The 22,061-nt window shown below is 65.3% G+C and carries 23 protein-coding genes; 17 read left to right on the top strand and 6 right to left on the bottom strand.

The window, feature by feature from the left end; all coding sequences use genetic code 11:
- Nucleotides 1–271: transposase (locus tag BFD71_RS14175; RefSeq protein ID WP_141710666.1), on the top strand; the 271-nt coding region annotated here is incomplete at its 5' end.
- A 76-nt stretch (nt 272–347) separates the two neighbouring features.
- Here the strand turns inward: BFD71_RS14175 and mgrA are convergent.
- Entirely contained in the window at nt 348–1,391 is a 1,044-nt protein-coding gene (gene mgrA / locus BFD71_RS14170) for an L-glyceraldehyde 3-phosphate reductase (protein ID WP_069264686.1), read from the bottom strand.
- 234 nt (nt 1,392–1,625) lie between these two features.
- Between mgrA and BFD71_RS14165 the strand changes: the two genes are divergently transcribed.
- Nucleotides 1,626–1,832, top strand: a complete 207-nt coding sequence (locus BFD71_RS14165) for a DUF3185 family protein (protein ID WP_069264683.1) — start codon at nt 1,626–1,628, stop codon at nt 1,830–1,832.
- 22 nt (nt 1,833–1,854) lie between these two features.
- Here the strand turns inward: BFD71_RS14165 and BFD71_RS14160 are convergent, their stop codons facing one another.
- Complete coding sequence (locus tag BFD71_RS14160) at nt 1,855–2,616, bottom strand: phytanoyl-CoA dioxygenase family protein (RefSeq protein ID WP_069264681.1); 762 nt, start codon at nt 2,614–2,616, stop codon at nt 1,855–1,857.
- 525 nt (nt 2,617–3,141) lie between these two features.
- Between BFD71_RS14160 and BFD71_RS14155 the strand changes: the two genes are divergently transcribed.
- A complete protein-coding gene (locus BFD71_RS14155) occupies nt 3,142–3,510 on the top strand; it encodes a hypothetical protein (protein ID WP_069264679.1) in 369 nt (122 codons plus the stop codon).
- 125 nt (nt 3,511–3,635) lie between these two features.
- On the opposite strand, the gene metK is transcribed toward BFD71_RS14155, so the two are convergent.
- A complete protein-coding gene (gene metK, locus BFD71_RS14150) occupies nt 3,636–4,826 on the bottom strand; it encodes a methionine adenosyltransferase (RefSeq protein WP_028203182.1) in 1,191 nt (396 codons plus the stop codon).
- Nucleotides 4,827–5,098: 272 nt separating this feature from the next.
- On the opposite strand from metK, the gene BFD71_RS14145 reads away from it, so the two are divergent.
- The 9 genes from BFD71_RS14145 (at nt 5,099) to hslU (ending at nt 14,538) form a co-directional block, all read left to right on the top strand.
- Nucleotides 5,099–5,986, top strand: a complete 888-nt coding sequence (locus BFD71_RS14145) for a lipid A biosynthesis lauroyl acyltransferase (RefSeq protein WP_069264677.1) — start codon at nt 5,099–5,101, stop codon at nt 5,984–5,986.
- A gap of 58 nt (nt 5,987–6,044) precedes the next feature.
- On the top strand, nt 6,045–6,911 hold the full coding sequence (gene dapF / locus BFD71_RS14140; protein ID WP_069264675.1) for a diaminopimelate epimerase: 867 nt from the start codon (nt 6,045–6,047) through the stop codon (nt 6,909–6,911).
- A 130-nt stretch (nt 6,912–7,041) separates the two neighbouring features.
- Nucleotides 7,042–7,725 carry a DUF484 family protein gene (locus BFD71_RS14135; RefSeq protein ID WP_069264673.1) on the top strand — a complete coding sequence of 228 codons (684 nt, stop codon included), beginning with the start codon at nt 7,042–7,044 and terminating at the stop codon, nt 7,723–7,725.
- Nucleotides 7,726–7,782: 57 nt separating this feature from the next.
- On the top strand, nt 7,783–8,685 hold the full coding sequence (gene xerC / locus BFD71_RS14130) for a tyrosine recombinase XerC (RefSeq protein ID WP_069264780.1): 903 nt from the start codon (nt 7,783–7,785) through the stop codon (nt 8,683–8,685).
- A 63-nt stretch (nt 8,686–8,748) separates the two neighbouring features.
- Entirely contained in the window at nt 8,749–9,963 is a 1,215-nt protein-coding gene (locus BFD71_RS14125) for a class I SAM-dependent rRNA methyltransferase (RefSeq protein WP_069264671.1), read from the top strand.
- A gap of 221 nt (nt 9,964–10,184) precedes the next feature.
- Nucleotides 10,185–11,264 (top strand): CobW family GTP-binding protein, encoded by a 1,080-nt coding sequence (locus BFD71_RS14120; RefSeq protein WP_176732886.1) that lies wholly within the window; start codon nt 10,185–10,187, stop codon nt 11,262–11,264.
- Nucleotides 11,265–11,856: 592 nt separating this feature from the next.
- Nucleotides 11,857–12,276 carry an RNA polymerase-binding protein DksA gene (gene dksA / locus BFD71_RS14115; protein ID WP_028203189.1) on the top strand — a complete coding sequence of 140 codons (420 nt, stop codon included), beginning with the start codon at nt 11,857–11,859 and terminating at the stop codon, nt 12,274–12,276.
- Nucleotides 12,277–12,615: 339 nt separating this feature from the next.
- Nucleotides 12,616–13,152: an ATP-dependent protease subunit HslV gene (hslV, locus tag BFD71_RS14110; RefSeq protein ID WP_069264666.1), complete on the top strand. Its 537-nt coding sequence runs from the start codon at nt 12,616–12,618 to the stop codon at nt 13,150–13,152.
- A 36-nt stretch (nt 13,153–13,188) separates the two neighbouring features.
- Nucleotides 13,189–14,538 carry an ATP-dependent protease ATPase subunit HslU gene (gene hslU, locus BFD71_RS14105; RefSeq protein ID WP_069264664.1) on the top strand — a complete coding sequence of 450 codons (1,350 nt, stop codon included), beginning with the start codon at nt 13,189–13,191 and terminating at the stop codon, nt 14,536–14,538.
- Between the two features lie 68 nt (nt 14,539–14,606).
- Here the strand turns inward: hslU and BFD71_RS14100 are convergent, their stop codons facing one another.
- Together BFD71_RS14100 and BFD71_RS14095 are read right to left on the bottom strand one after the other, a co-directional pair.
- The gene (locus BFD71_RS14100; RefSeq protein ID WP_069264661.1) at nt 14,607–15,149 is read right to left on the bottom strand and encodes a response regulator transcription factor; all 543 of its coding nucleotides are present in this window, start codon (nt 15,147–15,149) and stop codon (nt 14,607–14,609) included.
- Nucleotides 15,150–15,167: 18 nt separating this feature from the next.
- Nucleotides 15,168–16,601 carry an ATP-binding protein gene (locus BFD71_RS14095; protein ID WP_069264657.1) on the bottom strand — a complete coding sequence of 478 codons (1,434 nt, stop codon included), beginning with the start codon at nt 16,599–16,601 and terminating at the stop codon, nt 15,168–15,170.
- 117 nt (nt 16,602–16,718) lie between these two features.
- Between BFD71_RS14095 and BFD71_RS14090 the strand changes: the two genes are divergently transcribed.
- Complete coding sequence (locus BFD71_RS14090) at nt 16,719–18,380, top strand: hypothetical protein (protein ID WP_069264655.1); 1,662 nt, start codon at nt 16,719–16,721, stop codon at nt 18,378–18,380.
- On the opposite strand, the gene BFD71_RS14085 is transcribed toward BFD71_RS14090, so the two are convergent.
- Entirely contained in the window at nt 18,370–18,606 is a 237-nt protein-coding gene (locus tag BFD71_RS14085) for a cysteine-rich CWC family protein (RefSeq protein WP_069264653.1), read from the bottom strand. The two genes, BFD71_RS14090 and BFD71_RS14085, sit on opposite strands and share 11 nt — an antisense overlap.
- A gap of 321 nt (nt 18,607–18,927) precedes the next feature.
- On the opposite strand from BFD71_RS14085, the gene argB reads away from it, so the two are divergent.
- The 4 genes from argB (at nt 18,928) to BFD71_RS14065 (ending at nt 22,011) form a co-directional block, all read left to right on the top strand.
- Nucleotides 18,928–19,827 carry an acetylglutamate kinase gene (gene argB / locus BFD71_RS14080; RefSeq protein WP_069264651.1) on the top strand — a complete coding sequence of 300 codons (900 nt, stop codon included), beginning with the start codon at nt 18,928–18,930 and terminating at the stop codon, nt 19,825–19,827.
- A gap of 52 nt (nt 19,828–19,879) precedes the next feature.
- Nucleotides 19,880–20,623, top strand: a complete 744-nt coding sequence (locus BFD71_RS14075; protein WP_069264776.1) for a pyrimidine 5'-nucleotidase — start codon at nt 19,880–19,882, stop codon at nt 20,621–20,623.
- A gap of 45 nt (nt 20,624–20,668) precedes the next feature.
- Entirely contained in the window at nt 20,669–21,355 is a 687-nt protein-coding gene (gene slmA / locus BFD71_RS14070; protein WP_069264649.1) for a nucleoid occlusion factor SlmA, read from the top strand.
- Nucleotides 21,356–21,420: 65 nt separating this feature from the next.
- On the top strand, nt 21,421–22,011 hold the full coding sequence (locus BFD71_RS14065; protein WP_069264647.1) for an HdeD family acid-resistance protein: 591 nt from the start codon (nt 21,421–21,423) through the stop codon (nt 22,009–22,011).
- Nucleotides 22,012–22,061: the final 50 nt, after the last annotated feature.

Genomic DNA, 22,061 nt, shown 5'->3' with positions numbered 1-22,061 from the left:
CGGGGTAGCGCCCTTCAACCGCGACTCGGGAGCGTTTCGCGGCAAACGAATGATCTTCGGCGGACGTGCCGCTGTCAGGCGCATGTTGTACATGGCGACGTTAGCGGCCGTACGCTTCAACCCGGTCATTGGGGCCTTCTACCATCGGCTCGTCGCCACCGGCAAGCCGAACAAGGTTGTTCTGGTTGCCTGCATGAGAAAGCTGCTGACTATCCTCAACGCCATCGCAAAAACAGGAAAGCCGTGGGATGAATCCATCCACACGGCTTGACAGGTAAGACAGTTGCTCATTACCGCCTCGCAAGGAGGCGGTTCTTTGCGCCGGCAAGCAGGCAGAAGCGTGTCGCTCAGATGGGCTGATCGGTCGACGGCTTCTCCCACAGGTTCACGCCGCCTTCGGTCGCATAGCGGTCGATCTCCGCGAGTTCTTCCTTCGAGAACTCGAGGTTCTTCAACGCCGCGACGTTCTCGCGCACCTGCTCCGCGCGGCTCGCGCCGATCAGCGCCGAGGTCACGCGGCCGCCGCGCAGCGTCCAGGCGATCGCCATCTGCGCGAGGCTCTGGCCGCGGCGCAGCGCGAGGTCGTTGAGCTTGCGCACGTGCTCGATGTTCTGCTCGCTCAGGTGCTCGCTCTTGAGCGAGCCGCCGCCCGGACGGTTCACGCGCGCGTCTTCGGGCACACCGTTCAGGTACTTGTTCGTGAGCACGCCCTGCGCGAGCGGCGTGAACGCGATGCTGCCCGTGCCCAGGTCCTCGAGCGTGTCGAGCAGTTCTTCCTCGACCCAGCGGTTGAGCATGTTGTACGACGGCTGGTGAATGAGCAGCGGCACCTTGTATTCGGCGAGCAGTCGCGCCATTTCGCGCGTCTTCGCGGGCGAATACGACGAGATGCCGACATAGAGCGCCTTGCCCTGCTGCACGGCCGTGGCCAGCGCGCCCGCCGTCTCTTCGAGCGGCGTTTCCACGTCGAAGCGGTGCGAATAGAAGATGTCGACGTAGTCGAGGCCCATGCGCTCCAGGCTCTGATCGAGGCTCGCGAGCACGTACTTGCGCGAGCCGCCGCCCTGGCCGTACGGGCCCGGCCACATGTCCCAACCCGCCTTCGACGAGATCAGCAGTTCGTCCCGGTAAGGACGGAAATCGTCCTTGAAAATGCGGCCGAAGTTAGTTTCGGCACTGCCGTACGGCGGCCCGTAGTTGTTCGCGAGGTCGAAGTGCGTGATGCCGAGATCGAACGCGGTGCGCAGGATATCGCGCTGGGTCGAGATCGGCGTGGTGTCGCCGAAGTTGTGCCACAGACCGAGCGACAGCGCGGGCAGCTTGAGCCCCGACTTGCCGCAAAAGCGGTACTGCATGTCCGAATAGCGTTCTGAGGCTGCTTCGTAAGCCATGATCTGAATCCTCGGCGAAAACGGGAAGTAAGCGAAGGGATGGGCGCGACGTGCCGTGGGGCGCGACGCTCGCGTGAGGCAGCTATGTTAGCCAATCCGCCCAAGCCGTGCAGATGCCCACTATGCGGGAAAGGCGATGGGGAGCGCGTGTCAGGCCGGTGAAAAAACCGCACCCTGGACGCGCCGCGGCCGCTCGCCTACACTGCGGCGTCCATCCTTTGCGAGAGGTTGTTCATGGCCAAAGCGATTTCGATCGCGCTCATCGCCTGTGGCGTCGTCCTGTTGTACTTCGGCGGCCAGTCGCTCCATTCGTTCGCGAACGACATGTCGCGCCTCTTTACCGGCGCGCCCACCAATCGCACGATCCTCCTGATTGGGGGCGGCATCGCCGCGACGCTCGCAGGCATCACCGGGCTCGCGATGTCGGGGCGTCGGCGCTAACGAAGAGCACGGCTGCATCGCCTCAGAACCTCACCTCGGGCTTCGAGGCCGAGCGCGTGCCCGGCAGCGGCACGTTGCTCGCGCCGTGATAGGTGTACACGAGCGAAAACTTCACCTGATCGCTCTGGTTCTGCCCCGCCGAATGCAGCGTGTTGCAGTGGAAGAAGACCACATCGCCGGCGGCGAGCGTCGGGGCGATGGCGCGATCGATCCACGCCTTGTTCTCCGGCAGGTCGGCGCGGAAGAATTTCGCGGCGTCGAACCTGTCCGAGGTGAACGGCGCGTCGTGCGAGCCCGGCACGAACCACAGGCCGCCGTTTTCCATCTTCTCCGGCCCGAGCGCGAGCCAGACCGACACGAGGTCGTCGCGCTCGAACGACCAGTAGCGCACGTCGCGGTGCCAGCCCGTCAGGCTGCCGTAGTGCGGGTGCTTCGTCATCATGCAGTTGTGATGCGCACGCGAGAGGACCGGCTCCTCGCCGAAATACAGCTCCATCCACCCCGCGATTTCCGGCGACGTGGCCCACTCGCGATACAGCGCGTGGCGCGAGTAGGCGTCGAGCAGGCGCCGCACCGTGTTGCCGCCGGGAGCGGCCTTCGATTCGGGCGCGCCGGGGTAGCGCAAATCGGCTTCGAATTCGAGCGGCGCCGCAGCCGCCTGCAACTGCTCCTGCGCAACCCGCTTGATCGCCTCGCAGCGCTCGGGCGAAACGAGCCCTGGCACGACCACGAAGCCGCGCTCGCGCAGCGCCTGCACCTGTTCTTTCTTTGAATGGACTGACATGGGACTTCCGTTATGCGATCTCGATGCGAGCAAGGGCCGCAGCCTGCGTTCGTCGCTTCGTCAAACGATAAGGCTGAGGCGTCGGCGCGCGCCGACTCATCGATTGTAAAGCGTGCCGGCACGGCGGGAAGGACCACTCGCTCACACGAAGTGGCTCCATGCGCGCCGCGGATCGACCCGCACGCGAATGGCGCACGCGCACCGCGATGAAGACAAAGGGCGGGATCGTGTGCATCAAAGACGCGCAGGGCCGGGTATTAACCGACTTTTTGCGGTCACGATTCGCGTGTAGCCTGTCGCGATGTTGTTCGACTTCGCCGAATTCTCATCGCACGGACGGATCGCCGTGAACGCCTTGCCACACAAGGTGCTCCAACAGAAGAATCCGTCGCGTCGCGTCCTACGCCGCGCCATGCGGCCCGTCTCCCGTCCACCGACATCGTGACGCCCTGAAAGACAGGCACGTTTGCTGCTCGATGCAAAGCGTCGCGCAAGGCGCACCTCGAACCCGATTGCTCAACCGCCATGCATACCCTCTTCGATACTCAACGCATGACCCACGCCGCCCACACTGCCCTGAAAGCGGCACGCCCAGCCCGCCGTCACCTCGTGCGCGCACTGCGACACCACGCCGCCCGCACCCGCGCGCTCACGCAACAAGTGCGCGAAGCGAAGCCCGTCGACGGCATGCGCAGCTGGTTCCACTCGTTCTTCGCCGTGCTGCGCATGCGCTCGGGCTCGCGTCACTTCTCGCTGCGCACGCTGCTGTATCGTCCGAATGCACCGCTGCGCACGCTCGCCGCGCCTTCCACGGTTCATGTGGCGCGCAGCACGCGCAAGCCGCGCCGGATGGCCGCGAGCAGTGCGGGCTGGTTCGGCTTCGCGATGCGCTGAGACCCGCGCGCGACCCACGCCGCGCGATCCGCAGAAAACAAAAAACCCCGCACGGGCTTGCGCCCTGCGGGGTTTTTCTTCGCTTGCTTCACTTGAGCCGGCGCGAGGCCGGCTTATGCGAACGCTTACGCGACGGCTGCGCTCACCGGCTCCGTGCCGGCGGCTTCGGCCAGAGTCAGCGCCTTGTCGGTCGCTTCCCACGAGAATTCCGGCTCTTCACGGCCGAAGTGGCCATAAGCGGCGGTCTTTTCGTAGATCGGGCGCAGCAGGTCGAGCATCTGGATGATGCCCTTCGGACGCAGGTCGAAGTGTTCGCGCACGAGCTTCGTGATCGTCGCGTCCGAAACCTTGCCGGTGCCGAACGTGTTGACCATGACCGAGGTCGGCTCGGCCACGCCGATGGCGTACGACACCTGAATCAGGCAGCGCGACGCGAGGCCGGCGGCCACGATGTTCTTCGCGACATAACGGCCGGCGTAGGCTGCCGAGCGGTCCACCTTCGACGGATCCTTGCCCGAGAACGCACCGCCGCCGTGCGGGGCTGCGCCGCCGTACGTATCGACGATGATCTTGCGGCCCGTGAGACCGCAATCGCCCTGCGGGCCGCCGATCACGAAGCGACCGGTCGGGTTCACGAGGAACTTGATGTCGCCCTTGATCAACTCGGCCGGCAGCACCGGCTTGATGACTTCTTCGATCACGGCTTCGCGCAGCGTGCCGAGGTCGATGTCCGGCGAGTGCTGCGTGGAGAGCACGACGGTGTCGATGGCGTGCGGCCGGCCGTCGACGTAGCGGATCGTGACCTGCGACTTCGCGTCCGGGCGCAGCCAGGGCAGACGGCCGTCGCGGCGCAGGTTCGACTGGCGCTCGACCAGACGGTGCGACAGGTGGATCGGCAGCGGCATCAGCTCGGGCGTTTCGTCGCACGCATAGCCGAACATCAGGCCCTGGTCGCCGGCGCCCTGGTCGAGGTTGTTGTCGTGCGCGCGGTCCACGCCCTGGGCGATGTCCGGCGACTGCTTGTCGTAAGCGACGAGCACCGCGCAGCCGCGGTAGTCGATGCCGTAGTCGGTGTTGTCGTAGCCGATGCGCTTGATGGTGTCGCGCGCGACCTGGATGTAGTCGACGTTGGCCGTCGTGGTGATTTCACCTGCCAGCACGACGAGACCCGTGTTGCACAGCGTTTCCGCTGCAACGCGCGAGTACTTGTCCTGCGTGAGGATGGCGTCGAGGATCGCGTCCGAGATCTGGTCGGCGACCTTGTCCGGATGGCCTTCGGAGACGGATTCGGAGGTGAAGAAATAGTCGTTTGCCACGTGTCTAGCTCCTTGTAGCTGGTGACGGTTGAGTTCACGTAGCCAGCTTCGGGAGCTTTGAAGCGGCGACGCTTTAGCGGAATTGCTGCCCGGTTGCCATGATTCGCGTTCGATTACGCGTAGTTCACAGCCCACCGGCTTCGCCCCGCAAGTTGTCTATTAACTCGGCGAAGCCCTTATTATAGCGACTTCCTTAAATTGTCGCAGAGTCTCTCCCGCGTGCCGCTCATCGTCCCCTTCACAGTTCGCAAGCCCTGCAGCGGAGTTGCCGCATGATAGGCAAACTCGGCTCCCGTTTCGCCATCGGCCTGCTCAAGCTGTTCGCGATCCTGCCCTATGGCTTCGTCGCGCGTCTGGGCGACGGCCTCGGCTGGCTGCTCTACAAGATCCCGAGCCGGCGCAAGCGCGTCGTTCATACGAATCTGCGCCTGTGCTTCCCCGAATGGAGCGACGAAAAGCGCGAGGAAGTGGCGGGGCTGCACTTTCGCCACGCCATTCGCAGCTACATGGAGCGCAGCGTGCAATGGTTCGCCTCGGCGAAGAAGCTCGAAAAGATCGTCGAACTCGACAGCGAGATCGATCTCACCGATCCGAACCTGCCGCCGACGCTCTTTCTCGGCCTGCATTTCGTGGGCATCGAGGCGGGCTCCATGTTTCTGAACTATTCGCTGCACCGGCCGTGCGGCTCGCTCTACCAGCCGTTCTCGAACCCGGAATTCGAAGCCGCGGCCAAGGCGGGACGCAGCCGTTTCGGCGCGGAAATGGTGAGCCGCGCGGACAGCGCGCGCGCCGTGCTGCGCTGGCTGCGCGACAAGAAGCCCGTGATGCTCGGCGCCGACATGGACTACGGCATGCGCAATTCCACGTTCGTGCCCTTCTTCGGCGTGCCGGCTTGCACGCTCACTGCGGTGGGACGTCTGGCGAAGGTCGGTCATGCGCAGGTGGTACCGTTCATCGGCGAGGTGTTGCCCAATTACAAGGGTTATCGGCTGAAAGTGTTCAAACCTTGGGAAAATTATCCGACCGGCGACGACGATCTCGACGCGCGCCGCATGAACGCTTTCCTCGAAGAGCAGATTCCGCATATTCCCGAGCAGTATTACTGGGTCCACAAGCGCTTCAAGACGCGGCCGCCAGGCGAGCCGAGCGTCTATCACTGAGCGTTGCGCACACGACCCGGGCCCGGGTTTTCGCCCGGGCCTCGCTTACAATGACGGCATGAAACTCAAATTCACCAAGATGCACGGCGCGGGCAACGACTTCGTCGTGCTCGACGGCTACAGCCAGGACCTCGCGCTCACGCCCGAGCGTGTGCGCGCGCTCGCCGATCGCCACTTCGGCATCGGCGCGGACCAGTTGCTGCTGGTCGAGAAGCCGACCGTGGAAGGCGTCGACTTCCGCTATCGCATCTTCAATTGCGACGGCGGCGAGGTGGAGCACTGCGGCAACGGCGCGCGCTGCTTCGTGAAATTCGTGCGCGACCGCAAGCTCACCGATTCGAATCGCGTGCGCGTGCAGGTGCAGAAGGGCACGATCACGCTCGTCGTGCAGGAAAACGGTGAAGTCGTCGTCGACATGGACCGCCCGGAGTTCGAGCCGGCGCACGTGCCGTTCAACGCGAACGGCCTGGAAGGCCGCCGCGAAGGCAACGACACGCTCTGGCCGCTCGACGTGAACGGCGCCCGGCGCTGGGTGTCGGTCGTCTCGATGGGCAATCCGCACGCGGTGCAGGTCGTCGACGACGTCGAGGCGTACCCGGTGAAAGCCGAAGGCGCGGTCATCGAAACGCATGCGCGCTTCCCGAACAAGGTGAATGCCGGTTTCATGCAGATCGTTTCGCGCCATGAAGTGAAGCTGCGCGTATTCGAGCGCGGCGCCGGCGAAACGCTCGCGTGCGGCACGGGCGCGTGCGCGGCCGTGGCGGCGGGCATTCGCCGCGGGCTGCTCGACACGCCCGTGAAGGTGCATACCCACGGCGGCCTGCTGACCATCGCCTGGGACGGCGCGCGCGACGAATCCGCCGCGCTCACCATGGCGGGCCCGGCCGCCACGGTGTTCGAAGGCGAGATCGAGCTGGCCGACTGACACGCAACATCGGCCTCGTACGGCGCGCGCAACGAGAGAACGTCGCGCCGCACGACTACTCGATAACAATCAACCGCATGACAGACTGCGCGCCGCCGTGCGCGCCTCACAACTACAACGCGTCCACAACATGAACGATCGCGAAGTTGCCGACTATCTGCTCGCCCACCCCGATTTTTTCGTTGAGCACGCCGAACTGCTCGCGACGATCAAGCTAGGCAATCCGCACGGCAAGGCTGCCGTCTCGCTGCAGGAGCGCCAGATGGAAATGCTGCGCGAGAAGAACAAGCATCTCGAGCGGCGTCTTTCTGAGCTGCTGCGCTACGGCCACGAGAACGATTCGATCGCCGCGAAGTTCAACCGCTGGACCACGCGCATGATCGCCGAGCGCGACCCGTACGCGCTGCCGCGCTCGATCACGCAGAACCTGCGCGACGTGTTCGACATGCCGCAAGCCGCGCTGCGCGTGTGGGACGTCGCCGAGTCCTACAGCCAGGCCGATTTCGCGCGCCATACCGGCGAGGAAGTGCGTATCTTCGCGAATAGTCTCGACACGCCGTATTGCGGCGCGAACACCGGCTTCGAGGCCGCGCAATGGCTCGACTCGAGTGAAGGCGCCGCCGAATCGGTCGCGATCATCGCGCTGCGCGCCCCCGCTGTGGCCTCGAACGACGCGCCAGGGGGCGAAGCTTTCGGCCTGCTGGTGATGGGCTCGCCCGACCCGCGCCGCTTCCACGAAGGCATGGCCACCGACTTTCTCACGCAGATCGGTGCACTGGCGAGCGCGGCGCTCTCGCGCCTGCTGCCGCACTGACGCACACCGAAGCCGCCCAACGTGAACCCAACCGATCCGATCGCCGACTATCTCGCGATGCTCGAACACGAGCGGCGGCTCTCGGAGCACACGCTGCGCGGCTACGCGCATGAACTCGACGAGCTGAAGAAGCTCGCGAGCGACAAGCCGCTCGAAACGGTCACCGCCGCGCAAGTGCGCGGCGCGGTGGCGCGCGCGCACGCGGGCGGCCTCTCGGCGCGCTCGATCGCGCACCGGCTGTCGGCCTGGCGTGCCTTCTATCGCTGGCTCGCGGGGCGCATCGAAATGGACGCGAATCCCGTGGCCGCCGTGCGTGCGCCCAAGCGCGCCAAAACGCTGCCGAAGGCGCTTTCCGTCGACGACGCCGCGCATCTCATGGAAGCGCCCGCCATCGCCGGCTCGGAAGAAGGCGGCCCGGAAGCGCTGCGCGACCGCGCGATGCTCGAGCTGTTCTACTCGTCGGGGCTGCGGCTCGCCGAACTCGTGGGACTCGACGTGCGTTACGTCAAGCGTGACGGCTACGAATCGGCGGGCTGGCTCAAGCGCGACGCCGCCGAAGTCGAGGTGCTGGGCAAGGGCAACCGTCACCGCATGGTGCCGGTCGGGCGCAAGGCGCTCGACGCGCTCGACGCCTGGCTCGCCGCCCGCAGCGCCTTCGTGAAGCACGACGACGCCCCGCTCTTTCTCTCCGTGCGCGGCAACCGCATGGCGCCCGGCGTGGTGCGCGAGCGCGTGAAGCGCGCCGCCATCGCGGCGGGCATTCCCGCGAACGTGCACCCGCACGTGCTGCGGCACTCGTTCGCCACCCACCTGCTGCAGTCGAGCGGCGACCTGCGCGCCGTGCAGGAACTGCTCGGCCACGCGAGCATCTCGGCCACGCAGGTCTACACGTCGCTCGACTTTCAGCATCTCGCGAAGGTCTACGACACCGCGCATCCGCGCGCCAAGAAGCGCGATTGATACGCCACGGCGCTCGCGCAACGCTGCGCGACACGAGTGCCGTTACCCAGCATCGAAGCCATCATGAATATAGTCACCCTCAAGCCGTCCAAAGAAAAATCCCTGCTGCGCCGCCATCCGTGGGTCTACGCGAACGCGATCGACCGCGTGGAAGGCAAGCCCGCGCCAGGCGCGACCGTGATCGTGCGCTCGGCCGACGGCCGCTTCCTCGGGCGCGCCGCCTACAGCCCGCATTCGCAGATTCGCGCACGCGTGTGGAGCTTCGACGAAAACGAGCCCATCGACCACGCGTTCTTCAAGCGACGCGTGCAGCGCGCCGTGGCCGACCGCCGCGCGATGGTGAGCGGCACGGGCGCGGTGCGCCTGATCTTCGGCGAGGCCGACGGCCTGCCTGGTCTGATCGTCGACTACTACATCGAAGACGGCGGTGATGTTGCACAAAGCGGCCGCGGCCAGCTCGTGTGCCAGTTCATGGCGGCGGGCGTCGAGGCGTGGAAGGAGGCGATCGTCGCCGCGCTCACGTCGGCCACGGGCTGCCCGAACGTCTACGAGCGCTCGGACGTGTCGATCCGCGAAAAGGAAGGGCTCGAACAGATCACCGGCCTGCTCGCAGGCGACGAACCGCCGGCCACGATCATCACGAGCGAGAACGGCGTGCGCTATCACGTGGACGTGCGCAACGGGCACAAGACCGGCTTCTACGTGGATCAGCGCGACAACCGCGCGCTCGTGCAGACGTACGCGCGCGAGCGCGAGGTGCTCAACTGTTTCTGCTACACCGGCGGCTTCTCGCTCGCGGCCATGAAGGGCGGTGCGAAACGGGTCGTGTCGATCGATTCCTCGGGCGAAGCACTCGCCACCGCGCAGAAAAACGTCGAGGCGAACGGCTTCGACGCCGCGCTCGCCGCCTGGCTCGACGCCGACGCCTTCAAGACGCTGCGCCGCCTCTATGACGATGGCGAGCGCTTCGATCTCGTGGTGCTCGATCCGCCCAAGTTCGCGGCCTCGCGCGAGCACGTGGACCGCGCCGCGCGCGCCTACAAGGACATCAACCTCACGGGTTTCAAGCTGCTGCGTCCGGGCGGTCTGCTGTTCACGTACTCGTGCTCGGGTGCGATCGATTCGGCGCTGTTCCAGAAGATCGTGGCCGGCGCCGCCGCCGACGCCAGGGTGGACGCGCGTATCCTCAAGCGCCTTGGCGCCGGTGTGGATCATCCGCTGCTCACGGCATTCCCGGAAGGCGAATATCTGAAAGGCCTGCTGTTGCAAATCGCCTGAGGCGGCCTTACTTGAGGCTTTTCGGCGCCGCGCCGGAACGCCTTTCGGGCCGCCTGTTCGCGCCCCGATTGAGTCTCACGCCCGGCCGCCGCATGCGGGCGCGGCGCAGATATGTTTCAATAGGAAGTTATGTTGTAACACTCGAAGGCAGCGACAGCACGAAGCGGCGCGCCTGAACGTACCCCTCGAACACCTACCAGGCAGACAGCATGGCAACCAGCATGATTCCCGTCACCATCCTGACCGGCTTTCTCGGCAGCGGTAAAACCACGCTGCTCAAGCGCATCCTGAACGAGAAGCACGGCATGAAGATCGCCGTGATCGAGAACGAGTTCGGCGAAGAGAACATCGACAACGAAATCCTCGTGCAGGACAGCACCGAGCAGATCATCCAGATGAGCAACGGCTGCATCTGCTGCACGATTCGCGGCGACCTCGCGCGCGTGCTCGGCGATCTCGCGCAGCAAAAGCGCGACGGCAAGCTGGACTTCGACCGCGTGGTGATCGAAACCACCGGCCTCGCCAATCCGGGCCCGGTCGCGCAGACGTTCTTCATGGATAACGAGATCGCCGACGAATTCCTGCTCGACGCGATCATCACGCTCGTGGACGCCAAGCACGGCAACCATCAGCTCGACGAGCACGAAGTGGTGCAGCGCCAGGTCGGTTTCGCCGACCGCCTCTTCATCACGAAGGCCGACCTCGTCGACGAGAATGAACTCGCCGATCTGCGCCATCGCGTGCTGCACATGAATCCGAAGGCGCAGATCCGCCAGGTCAATTTCGGCGAGGCCGACATCAAGGAAGTGTTCGACCTGCGCGGCTTCAACCTGAACGCGAAGCTCGAAATCGACCCCGACTTCCTCGCCGAAGACGATCACGCTCATGCGCATCACGATCATGACCACGCGCATGACCATGACCACGCTGATTGCGACCACGATCACGGCCAGTGCGACCACGAAGGCCACGATCACGCCCACCACCATCACGCACACCACGACGACAAGATCAAGTCGTTCGTCTACCGCAGCGACCGTCCGTTCGATCCGAACCGCCTCGAAGACTTCCTCGGCGGCATCCTGCAGATCTACGGCGAGCGCCTGTTGCGCTACAAGGGCGTGCTCTACATGAAGGGCGTGGACCGCAAGGTGGTGTTCCAGGGCGTGCACCAGATGATGGGCAGCGACCTGGCCGCCAAGTGGCTGCCGATCGAGAAGAAGGGCAGCAAGATGGTGTTCATCGGCATCGAACTGCCGCAGGACCTCATCACCGACGGGCTCGACGCCTGCCTCGCCTGAGCGGCTCCCCCGCTTTTCCCGATACGCCCGGCCCGCTGCCGGGCGTTTTCGTCTGGAGTTTGCACTGCGACGCAGCGCCGGCGCCAGGTTTGCGGCCGGCGCAAAGCATTCCTTCCGGTTCTGTGCGTCAAATAACGTACCCGACCATCGCTTTTTCACGATTGGCGCGTTATATTTTCTGGATATCGACCGGTGCGCAAACGGCCTGGCGACAGGCGGGTGGCAGCAGGGATTTCCCGCTTGCGGCGCGAGTTTGCGGTTCGGTTACAATACGGCCCCACTGGAAGAGAGGTGCCCCGGAATTCCCGAGGGACGCCCCGCCGGCAGCGCATCGCGTCGCAGCGCGCAGTCGGTACGATATATGCCTCAGAAGCATCTGATGACCGGTTTCCAGAGGAGTTCGGCCCCGCAGCGGCGCTTCGGGCGTCACGACAGTTCATCGTCCGTGCCCGCCAGCGCGCATATAACGGCGCGGTAACTGCGCCTGGCAAAGTGGTAAAGGTTGGTAACGGCCACCGCGGCCACTGCGGGCAACACAAAAGTGCAGGCAAGATGTGCCAGTTTTGCCTCACTCATTGAAGAAGCAAGCCAGATGACGACGAAACGACTCTTGACCGAAGCCGAAATCCTGAAGATGAGCGACAAGGATTACATGAACGAGGATCAGCTCGCCTTCTTCAAGAACCGGCTCGAACAGCTGCAGGCGGAAATCCTCCGCAATGCGGGCCAGACCACCGAGAATCTGCGCGAAACCGTGATCGTTCCCGATCCGGCCGACCGCGCGACGATCGAAGAAGAGCATGCGCTCGAGCTGCGTACGCGCGACCGCGAACGCAAGCTGCTCAAGAAGGTGCAGCAATCGCTCGCGCGCATCGATTCCGGCGACTACGGCTGGTGTGAAGAAACGGGCGAGCCGATCGGCATCCCGCGTCTGCTCGCGCGCCCGACCGCCACGCTCTCGCTCGAAGCGCAAGAGCGACGCGAACTGCGCCAGAAGCTGTTCGGCGATTGAGCTTTATTCTGGCCGCGAAGCCCTGCTTGCGCGGCTAGCGACTTGCCTTCCCTGTCGAAGCGCACGGAGCCCCGTGCGCTTTTTTCTTTTGCGCGTGGCCGCGGCGCCACCGAGCCGCCGTGCCGTTTTCTGCGCCCGCGGCCCTTGATATGCCCATCGCCGCCCTAAACTCCAGGTGATATGCGCTCGCGGCGCGCGAGAAGCGCGCGCGACGCGCCCGGATTCAGGGCGGCCGCGCCCGCAGCGTGCACGGCGCGCGAGCACCGCGGCGCCCACCCGAAAGCGGCAGGCATACCACCTTCGCATCCAACCCGGCATCAACGGTAAAAAGGAACGCACATGGAGCAATTTCACGGCACGACGATCGTATCCGTGCGGCGCGGCGACAAGGTCGCGCTCGGCGGCGACGGCCAGGTCACCCTCGGCAACATCGTCATGAAGGGTGGCGCGAAGAAGGTCCGGCGCATTTACGGCGGCAAGGTCATGGTCGGCTTCGCCGGCGGCACCGCCGACGCGTTCTCGCTGCTCGACCGCTTCGAAGCCAAGCTCGAAAAGCATCAGGGCAACCTCACGCGCGCCGCCGTCGAACTCGCCAAGGACTGGCGCACCGACCGCATGCTGCGCCGCCTCGAGGCCATGCTGATCGCCGCCGACTCGACCACCACGCTCGTGATCACCGGCAACGGCGACGTGCTCGATCCCGAAGAAGGCATCTGCGCGATCGGTTCGGGCGGCGCGTATGCGCAGGCCGCGGCTCGCGCGCTCGTGGAGAACACCGAACTCTCGCCGCGCGAGATCGTCGAAAAATCGCTCGAGATCGCGGGCGACATGTGTATCTACACGAATCACAACCGCGTGATCGAAACCATCGAATAACTCGCCAACCGACCGTACCGACGAGAAGGAATCAGGATGAGCACCATGACCCCCGCCGAGATCGTCTCGGAACTCGACAAGCACATCATCGGCCAGGCGAACGCGAAGAAGGCCGTGGCCGTCGCGCTGCGCAACCGCTGGCGGCGCCAGCAGGTCGCCGAGCCGCTGCGCCAGGAAATCACGCCGAAGAACATCCTTATGATCGGGCCGACGGGTGTCGGCAAGACCGAAATCGCGCGTCGTCTCGCGAAGCTCGCGGATGCGCCGTTCATCAAGATCGAAGCGACCAAGTTCACCGAAGTGGGCTACGTGGGCCGCGACGTGGATAGCATCGTGCGCGACCTCATCGAAATCTCGGTGAAGCAGACGCGCGAAACGGAAATGCGCAAGGTGCGCAGCAAGGCCACGGATCAGGCCGAAGACCGCATTCTCGACATCCTGCTGCCGACGGCACGCCCGGTAGGTTTCGGTTCGTCCGATGCGGCGAGCCACGCCGAAAGCGGCGACAACACGACACGCCAGACCTTCCGCAAGCGCCTGCGCGAAGGCCAGCTCGACGACAAGGAAATCGAGCTGGACGTCGAGCAGCCGCAAGTGGGCATGGACATCATGGGCCCGCCGGGCATGGAAGACATGACCGAGCAGATCCGCTCCATGTTCGCCAATCTCGGCGGCGGCAAGAAAACGCGCCGCAAAGTGAAGGTCAAGGAAGCGCTCAAGCTGCTGACCGACGAGGAAGCCGGCAAGATGCTCAACGACGAAGAGGTCAAGCAAAAGGCCGTGCAGAACGTCGAGCAGAACGGCATCGTGTTCCTCGACGAAATCGACAAGATCGCCTCGCGCAACAACGAAGGCAGCGGTGGCGAAGTTTCGCGTCAGGGCGTGCAGCGCGATCTGCTGCCGCTCGTGGAAGGCACGACCATCAACACGAAATACGGGATGGTGAAGACCGATCACATTCTGTTCATCGCGAGCGGCGCGTTCCATCTTTCGAAGCCGAGCGATCTGATTCCCGAGCTGCAGGGCCGTTTCCCGATTCGTGTGGAACTCGACTCGCTCTCCGTGAAGGACTTCGAAGCGATTCTGGTCGCGACCGACGCGAGCCTCGTGAAGCAGTATCAGGCGCTGCTCGCCACCGAGGACGTGCAGCTCGATTTCGCCGAAGACGGGATTCGCCGCCTCGCGGAAATCGCCTTCTCCGTGAACGAGAAGACCGAGAACATCGGCGCGCGCCGTCTGTACACGGTGATCGAGAAGCTGCTGGAAGATGTCTCGTTCGCGGCCGGCAATCACGCGGGCAAGAGCGTGACCATCGACGCTGCCTATGTCGACCGCGCGCTCGGCGAAGTGGCGCAGGACGAAGACCTGTCGCGTTACGTGCTCTAAACGTTATGCACGACGCATGAAAAAGGGACCCCGCGGGGTCCCTTTTCTTTTACCGCTCCGGACTGTGCTTACTGGCGCACCGGGCGCTTCGCGAGCTTGCGCTGCAGCGTGCGGCGGTGCATGTTGAGCGCGCGCGCCGTGGCCGAAATGTTGCCGTTGTGCTCGGCCAGCACGCGCTGGATGTGCTCCCATTCGAGGCGCGCGACCGAGAGCGGCGCCGGGTGCTCGATGGCCTCTTCGGCCTGCACGGCGCTCGCATCGCTTTGGAGTGCCGAGAGAATCATCTCGACGTTGGCGGGCTTGGCCAGATAGTTGTCCGCGCCGTCCTTCACGGCCTGCACCGCTGTGGCGATGCTTGCGTAGCCCGTGAGCACGAGCATGCGTGCGTCCGGCTGCAGTTCGCGCAGCGGCGCGATGAGTGACAGGCCCGAGTCGTTGCCGAGATGCAGGTCCACGGTGATCTGCGAGAACTTCTGCTGATTGGCGAAGCGAATCGCCTCTTCCGCATTGTGTGCCTGCTTCACCTCGAAGCCGCGCCGCGTGAGGCCGCGCGTGAGGATGTCGGAGAACACTTCGTCGTCGTCGATGACCAGAAAACTCATATCGCTCATGCCTGATTCTCCGTGTTGTTACGCGGCGTCGGACCGGGTCGGCCCCTCGCCTGATCCAATCTCCGAACCCGCGGGCGCTGCGCCTTCGCGCGCCGCCGCGGGGTTCGCCTGACCCGCCTTGACCTGCTTCGCCGGCAAGCGCAACACCGCACGGGTGCCGCGTGGACGGCGCGTGCGCGTGCCGCTGCCGGTTACGGCGCCGGTCGACGTCTCGTCATCCGCGCCGCTCACTTCGCCCGACGCGCTGCCGGGCGGCGTGACGTCGTTGAGTTCGATCGAGCCGCCAAGCCGCGCCGCCGACGAAAACGCCAGATACAGCCCGACGCCGTGACCGCCCTGGGTGCTGTCCACGGGCGCGGCGCCCAGCGAGGCGCGCAGCGAGGAAGGAATGCCGGGCCCGGCATCGCAAACTTCGAAATCGACGTAGCCGGCCCGCGCGGCCGCATAGGCGCGCAGCGTCACGAAATCGCGGCTGGCGCGCGCGGCGTTGTCGAGCAGGATGGTGAGGATCTGGCCAACGGCGACGGTGTCGTCGAGGGCGAAGTCGTTCAGTCCATTGTCGAGGAGTTCGAACTTCACGTGCGGATGGCGCAGGCGCCATTGCTCGACGAACGGCCCGAGCCATTCGCTCACGAGCTGGCGCGCGCCGGTGGATGAGGCGCGGCTTCTGAGTCGTGCGAGCGCCGAGGTGCAAAGCGAGATCTGCTTGTCGAGCAGTTCGAGGTCGGGGGCATACGGTTCGAGGCCCTTGTCCGTGCGCGCGACGTCGCGCAGCTCCTCGGTGAGCATGGCGATGGTCGAGAGCGGCGTGCCGATCTCGTGCGCCACGGTAGCGGCCTGCACGCCCAGCGCCACGGCACGCTCGTCGCGCAACAGGCGCTGCTGCGCGTCGCCGAGCGCGGTGTCGCGCTGGCGCAGCGCACGCGACATGCGCGCGACGAACCACACGATCAGGCACACGCTCACCATGAAGTTCACCCACATGCCCGCGCGATAGTAGTCGAACAGGTTGGCGGGATTGTCGAGATTGAGCGGCACGTTATCGAAGCCGAGCAGCACGTAGCAGGCCACTGCGAAGGCCGCGAGCCAGGCGGTGAGATACCACGGCAACACGGCGGCCGCGATGGCGAGCGAGGGCAGGTAGAGCGAGACGAACGGATTGGTCGTGCCGCCCGAAAGAAAGAGCAGCGCGGAAAGCGCGCCGAGATCGACCCAGAGCTGGCCGAACAGTTCGAGATTCGATTCCGGACGATCCTGCGTGACGCGCAGCCAGGTCACGCCGTTGAACGCCACTTCCATGGCGATCACGAACAGCATGGCGGGCAACGGCAACTGCACGCCGATGAAGAGTTGCACGAACGCGATCGTGCAGAGCTGGCCGATGATGGCGAGACTGCGCAGCCAGAACAGATGGCTGAGATTGACGCGAGCACTGACGGTTATGCGATGCATGCTGTCAGTTTACCGGTTAAGACTTATCTGATTCATCATCTTGAAAGGGTTTGCTTCAATCCATGTCATCCGCCGACCACTTTTGCTTCGGCGCTTTCTGACAAGCAAGACGGAACAATGCAAGCCTCGCCCCCTGACGTACTCCACGCTGTGCGCAATCTCTTTCTCGATTTCATCGACGCTGCCACCGCCAGCGGGACCGACGAGGCGACCGATGCGTCCGCACACGAATTGCTGGCCGCCACGCGCGCCGAGCTGCGCGGCCTGGACGACGACACGCTCGTCCTCATCGCCGCTCGCGCACAGGATAGCGCGCTGGCGCAAGAAGCCATACGCCTGAGCGCCGCGCTTGCCCGGCTCGCACCGGAGCGGGCCGCCGCGTGGTTCGCAGCGGGCCTCGCGCTGCAGTTTGCAAACCGTCACGCCGAAGCGGTAGAACCTTACCGCCACGCGCTGGGAATCGCGCGTACGTTTCCAAATCTGCGCAACAATCTTGCAACAGCTTTGATGCAGATCAATTTTGGAGACCGCGAGATTCTGCAGCTGCTCGAAGAAACGGTCGCCGAAGAGCCCGACAACGTCAACGCCTGGATCAACCTGGCGCGCGTGTTCCCAACCGATACCGACGCGGCGCGATCACTCCACGCCAGCCACCGCGCGCTCGAACTCGCGCCGCAAAGCCCACTCGCTCTGAACAACCATGCGATGGCCTGCAAGGAAACGCAGCAGTGGGACGAGGTCGAACGCGCCGCGCGCGCCGCCTGCCAGTATGCGCCCAACGACGCATCGCTACGTTCGAACCTGTCGATGATCCAGCTTCTGCGCGGCAACTATGCCGAAGGCTGGCCCGGACACGAGATGCGCTGGCAGGGCTCCAGTGAACTGGCCATGGGCCGCCCGGCGTTCCCGAAGCCCGAGTGGCGAGGCGAGCCGCTCGCGGGCCGCACATTGCTGGTGTGGGGCGAACAGGGCATGGGCGACCTGCTGCAATTCTGCCGCTACGTGCCCATGCTCGCCGAACGCGTGCATCGCGAAGGCGGCCGGCTCGTCTGGAATTCGTTTCCGCAGATGGGCGCGCTGCTCGCGCGCAGCCTGGGCCGCCATTGCGACCTGTACTGCGCGGGCGGCCCCGTCGAAAACCTGCCGCCCTACGATTGCGAAGTCTCGCTGTTGAGCCTGCCGCTGATATTCGGTACTGAAGAAGCGACTGTCCCGGGCCCCACCGGTTATCTCAAGGCCGATCCCGAGGCGGCGGCGCGCTGGCGCGAGCGCCTTGCGGGCGAACAGCGTCTGAAGGTCGGGCTCGCGTGGACGGGCCGCCTCACGCACAAGCGCAATCCGTTTCGTCGCATCGGACTCGAGCGGTATGCCCGGCATTTCGGCGGCATCGAGGGCGTGGCGTTCTATTCGCTGCAGCCCGGCGCACAGCAGGACATCGCCGCGGCGCACGAAGCGGGCTTCGAGGTGACCGACTTCAGCGCCCAGTGGAAGACCTTCGACGACACCGCCGCGTTCGTCGACGCGCTCGACCTGGTGATTTCCGTGTGCACGTCGAGCGCACACCTTGCGGGCGCGCTCGGCAAGCGCGCCTGGGTGCTGCTGGACGTGAATCCGCATTGGGTCTGGCTGCTGGATCGACGCGACAGTCCGTGGTATCCGAATACCCGGCTGTACCGTCAGCAGGCGTTCAGACAGTGGGAACCGGTGCTCGACGAAGTGAGCGCCGATCTCGCGGCGCTCGCGCACGCTGCGCAACGCAGCACGCCCTTCACGGCATAGCGCTCCTGCCCTTCGGCGCGTCGCTCGCTGCCGGCGCCGCCGCCGCCGCGAGACATTGGGGGCAGAGGCAGCGCCCGCGCGGGTCCAGCTCGCTCGCGGGCAAGGCGGGCAGCGACTTGCACCAGCAATCGAAGGGTTCGGTGTTCCTGCCGCAATCGAAGCTGTTGCCGCAGCGGGGGCAGCGGGCGCTTTTCATGCCGGTGGCGGGCACGGCGGAGGCGGTCATGGCGCGCACTCCTCTCGAAGCCATGGGTTGGCGACAGGAAGATGATGCCACAGCCCGCGCGCACGTCTTGCACCTCGCTTTTCACGCCCGCCTTTCCCAGCCGATTTCGCCCCGTTTTGCGGCGCGCCGATGCGCTCGCGCCCGTGTTGCGCATGTGCCTCGCGAAGCGTCCGGTGCCCGTCGTTTTCCCCGCCGTTTTCCCTGCTGCACCGCGCCAGTCCTGTACAATCCGCCCTGTTTCGACCGTTTTGCGGCCGCGTTCTTCGTCCGCGGATCTTCGTCCGCGAGTTTCGTCTGTTTTTCGTCCAAGTCTCCGCCGCCATGTCCGAGCCCATCGACCTTTCGCAGATCGCCCCCACCCTGAAAGCCGAAATTCTGGCCGAAGCGCTGCCTTACATTCGCCAGTATCACGGCAAGACCGTCGTCATCAAGTACGGCGGCAACGCCATGACCGAAGAGCGGCTCAAGCAGGGCTTCGCGCGCGACGTCATCCTGCTCAAGCTCGTGGGCATCAATCCGGTCATCGTGCACGGCGGCGGCCCGCAAATCGATACGGCGCTCAAGAAGATCGGCAAGCAAGGCACGTTCATCCAGGGCATGCGCGTGACCGACGAAGAAACCATGGAAGTCGTCGAGTGGGTGCTCGGCGGCGAGGTGCAGCAGGACATCGTCACGCTGATCAACCACTTCGGCGGCCACGCGGTCGGCCTGACCGGCAAGGACGGCGGCCTGATCCACGCGCGCAAGCTGATGATGCCGGACCGCGACAAACCCGGTCAGTACATCGACATCGGCCAGGTGGGTGAAGTCGAGGCCATCAACCCGGCGGTCGTGAAGGCGCTCCAGGACGACGCGTTCATTCCGGTGATCTCGCCGATCGGCTTCGGCGAAGACGGCCTCTCGTACAACATCAACGCGGACCTCGTGGCGGGCAAGCTCGCCGTCGTGCTCAACGCCGAAAAGCTCGTGATGATGACGAACATCCCGGGCGTGATGGACAAGGCGGGCAATCTGCTCACCGACCTCTCGGCGCGCGAGATCGACGCGCTCTTCGAAGACGGCACGATCTCGGGCGGCATGCTGCCGAAGATCTCGTCGGCGCTCGACGCAGCCAAGAGCGGCGTGCGCTCGGTGCACATCATCGACGGCCGCATCGAGCACTCCGTGCTGCTGGAAATCCTGACCGAACAGCCGTTCGGCACGATGATCCGCTCGCACTAAGCGCCTTCCTCCCAGCGGCGGCGCCGTGCCGCCGCCGCGTCTCACGTCCGCGATGACCGACTCCAGCCTTCATGCCAGGCGTGCCCGGCGCCGGCCGCGCCGCGTCGCCCGCAAAGTGGGCACTCCCGTCTGGCTCTTCGACCTCGACAACACGCTGCACAACGCGTCGCGCGCGATCTTCCCGGCCATCAACGCCGGCATGACGCAGTACATCATCGACGCGCTCGGCGTGAGCCGCGACGAAGCCAATCACCTGCGCACGAGCTACACGCGCCGCTACGGCGCGACGCTGCTCGGGCTCACGCGCCATCATCCGATCGACCCGCACGACTTTCTCAAGGTTGTGCACACCTTCGACGACCTGCACGGCATGCTGCACGCCGAGCGCGGCCTCGCCCGCACGCTCGCCGCGCTGCCCGGGCGCAAGATCGTGCTCACCAACGGCCCCGAGGACTACGCGCACGCGGTGCTCGCGGCGCTCGGCATCGAGGGGCTGTTCGAGCGCGTGATCGCCATCGAAGGCATGCGCTCGCGCAGCTACTGGCGCGCCAAGCCCGATTGCGCGATGCTGCGCGGCACGCTGCGCCGGGCCGGCGTGGCGCTCGCCGATGCGATCCTGATCGAAGACACGCGCAGCCATCTCAAGCGTTACCGGCGCCTCGGCATCCGCACCGTCTGGATCACCGGGCATTTGCCGGCGCATCTGCCGGGCACCGGCAGACCACACTATGTCGATCGTCGCATTCGTTCGCTAAAATCCCTGAAACCAGGCCTGCAGTCGGGACGCTCGAAGTAAAACGGGGGAGCGCCAACCCAGAGGCCAACGCCAGGGACGATATCCATGCAGCCGACACAAACGCGTGAAGCAGTCGAAGCAGCAGATTCGCCGGGCGCGGCCCGCCGCGCCCCCCGCCCGAAACCGGGCGAACGCCGTATCCACATTCTCCAGACGCTCGCCACCATGCTCGAGGCGCCGCGCGGCGAGAAGATCACCACCGCGGCGCTGGCCGCGCGCCTGGGCGTTTCCGAGGCCGCGCTGTATCGCCATTTCGCAAGCAAGGCCCAGATGTACGAGGGCCTCATCGATTTCATCGAGCAGACGCTCTTCGGCCTCATCAACCAGATCGTCGAAAAAGAGCCGAGCGGCGTCCTGCAGGCGCGTGCGATCGCGCTGATGCTCGTCAACTTTTCCACGCGCAACGCCGGCATGACCCGCGTACTGACCTGCGAAGCCCTCGTGGGCGAACATGAGCGCCTCGCCGAGCGCGTGAACCAGATGCTCGATCGCGTCGAGGCGTCGCTGCGCCAGTGTCTGCGCGTCGACCTCGCCCAGGAGGCCGAGCGCAAGGCAATTTCGGGGTCTGACCATGTCAACACGAAGCCGGCCGCCAAGGGATACGATCCAACGGTCCGGGCGAATCTGGTCGTGCGCTATGTGATTGGTTGCTGGCATCGCTACGCGCAAAGCGGCTTCACGCGTTCACCGAGCGAGCACGCCGACGAGCAGATCCGCATCATTCTTCAATAGCGCGGCCGCGGCGGCGTTGTTCCGTGGCGGTGGCTCGCGTCGCTAACAGGAAGGAGAACCGTCGCATGAACCGTCCCGTTCCTCCCCTCGGCCTGCCGCCCATCCTGATGGGCCTCTCCGCCCATTGGGGCTGGCTCATTGCGCGAGGCATTGCCGCCATCGTGTTCGGCGTGCTCGCCTTCTCGCTGCCCGGCCTCACCGTGCTCACGCTCGCCATCGTCTGGGGCGCCTACGCCCTCGTCGACGGCGCATTCGCGCTCATCTACGGGGCGCGCGGCGGCGGCACGCGGCGCTGGACCTACATCGTCATCGGTCTGATCGGCGTGATCGCGGGCCTCGTGGCGTTCTTCTGGCCCGGCGAGACCGCCATCGTCCTCGTCATGATCATCGGCGTCTGGGCGTTCTTCACGGGCATCTTCGAGATCGTCTACGCGATCCAGTACCGGCACGCCATCGCGCATCCGTGGGCGGTCGGGATTTCGGGGCTGCTCTCGGCCACGGTGGGCTTTTTCTTCGCGATGTTCCCAGGTGCTGGCGCGCTCTCGCTGATCTGGGTGATCGCCGCCTATGCGGTCCTCTACGGCCTCCTGATGATCATCGCGGCCTTGCAGCTGCGGCGCTGGCGCAACGCGAATCCGTCCGCACCCGGCAAGTGATAAGGCTTCGCGGCCTCGCGCGGTGCGCGGGCACGTGAAGGGACGGTGCA

Origin of the sequence: Paraburkholderia nodosa, assembly GCF_001718195.1 — a bacterium.
GTDB lineage: Bacteria > Pseudomonadota > Gammaproteobacteria > Burkholderiales > Burkholderiaceae > Paraburkholderia > Paraburkholderia nodosa_A.
The sequence above is the reverse complement of the archived record's forward strand: the minus strand, read 5'-3'. Positions and strand labels throughout refer to the sequence as shown.

Excerpts from the sequence above, each read along its gene's own strand:
- slmA (WP_069264649.1), top strand. The coding sequence starts at position 20,669 with ATGCAGCCGACACAAACGCGTGAAGCAGTCGAAGCAGCAGATTCGCCG.
- xerC (WP_069264780.1), top strand. The coding sequence starts at position 7,783 with ATGCTCGAACACGAGCGGCGGCTCTCGGAGCACACGCTGCGCGGCTAC.
- BFD71_RS14135 (WP_069264673.1), top strand. The coding sequence starts at position 7,042 with ATGAACGATCGCGAAGTTGCCGACTATCTGCTCGCCCACCCCGATTTT.
- BFD71_RS14075 (WP_069264776.1), top strand. The coding sequence starts at position 19,880 with ATGACCGACTCCAGCCTTCATGCCAGGCGTGCCCGGCGCCGGCCGCGC.
- BFD71_RS14065 (WP_069264647.1), top strand. The coding sequence starts at position 21,421 with ATGAACCGTCCCGTTCCTCCCCTCGGCCTGCCGCCCATCCTGATGGGC.
- argB (WP_069264651.1), top strand. The coding sequence starts at position 18,928 with ATGTCCGAGCCCATCGACCTTTCGCAGATCGCCCCCACCCTGAAAGCC.
- mgrA (WP_069264686.1), bottom strand. The coding sequence starts at position 1,391 with ATGGCTTACGAAGCAGCCTCAGAACGCTATTCGGACATGCAGTACCGC.
- BFD71_RS14090 (WP_069264655.1), top strand. The coding sequence starts at position 16,719 with ATGCAAGCCTCGCCCCCTGACGTACTCCACGCTGTGCGCAATCTCTTT.
- hslV (WP_069264666.1), top strand. The coding sequence starts at position 12,616 with ATGGAGCAATTTCACGGCACGACGATCGTATCCGTGCGGCGCGGCGAC.
- BFD71_RS14085 (WP_069264653.1), bottom strand. The coding sequence starts at position 18,606 with ATGACCGCCTCCGCCGTGCCCGCCACCGGCATGAAAAGCGCCCGCTGC.
- BFD71_RS14160 (WP_069264681.1), bottom strand. The coding sequence starts at position 2,616 with ATGTCAGTCCATTCAAAGAAAGAACAGGTGCAGGCGCTGCGCGAGCGC.
- BFD71_RS14120 (WP_176732886.1), top strand. The coding sequence starts at position 10,185 with ATGATTCCCGTCACCATCCTGACCGGCTTTCTCGGCAGCGGTAAAACC.
- BFD71_RS14100 (WP_069264661.1), bottom strand. The coding sequence starts at position 15,149 with ATGAGCGATATGAGTTTTCTGGTCATCGACGACGACGAAGTGTTCTCC.
- hslU (WP_069264664.1), top strand. The coding sequence starts at position 13,189 with ATGAGCACCATGACCCCCGCCGAGATCGTCTCGGAACTCGACAAGCAC.
- dksA (WP_028203189.1), top strand. The coding sequence starts at position 11,857 with ATGACGACGAAACGACTCTTGACCGAAGCCGAAATCCTGAAGATGAGC.
- dapF (WP_069264675.1), top strand. The coding sequence starts at position 6,045 with ATGAAACTCAAATTCACCAAGATGCACGGCGCGGGCAACGACTTCGTC.
- BFD71_RS14155 (WP_069264679.1), top strand. The coding sequence starts at position 3,142 with ATGCATACCCTCTTCGATACTCAACGCATGACCCACGCCGCCCACACT.
- BFD71_RS14125 (WP_069264671.1), top strand. The coding sequence starts at position 8,749 with ATGAATATAGTCACCCTCAAGCCGTCCAAAGAAAAATCCCTGCTGCGC.
- BFD71_RS14145 (WP_069264677.1), top strand. The coding sequence starts at position 5,099 with ATGATAGGCAAACTCGGCTCCCGTTTCGCCATCGGCCTGCTCAAGCTG.
- BFD71_RS14165 (WP_069264683.1), top strand. The coding sequence starts at position 1,626 with ATGGCCAAAGCGATTTCGATCGCGCTCATCGCCTGTGGCGTCGTCCTG.
- BFD71_RS14095 (WP_069264657.1), bottom strand. The coding sequence starts at position 16,601 with ATGCATCGCATAACCGTCAGTGCTCGCGTCAATCTCAGCCATCTGTTC.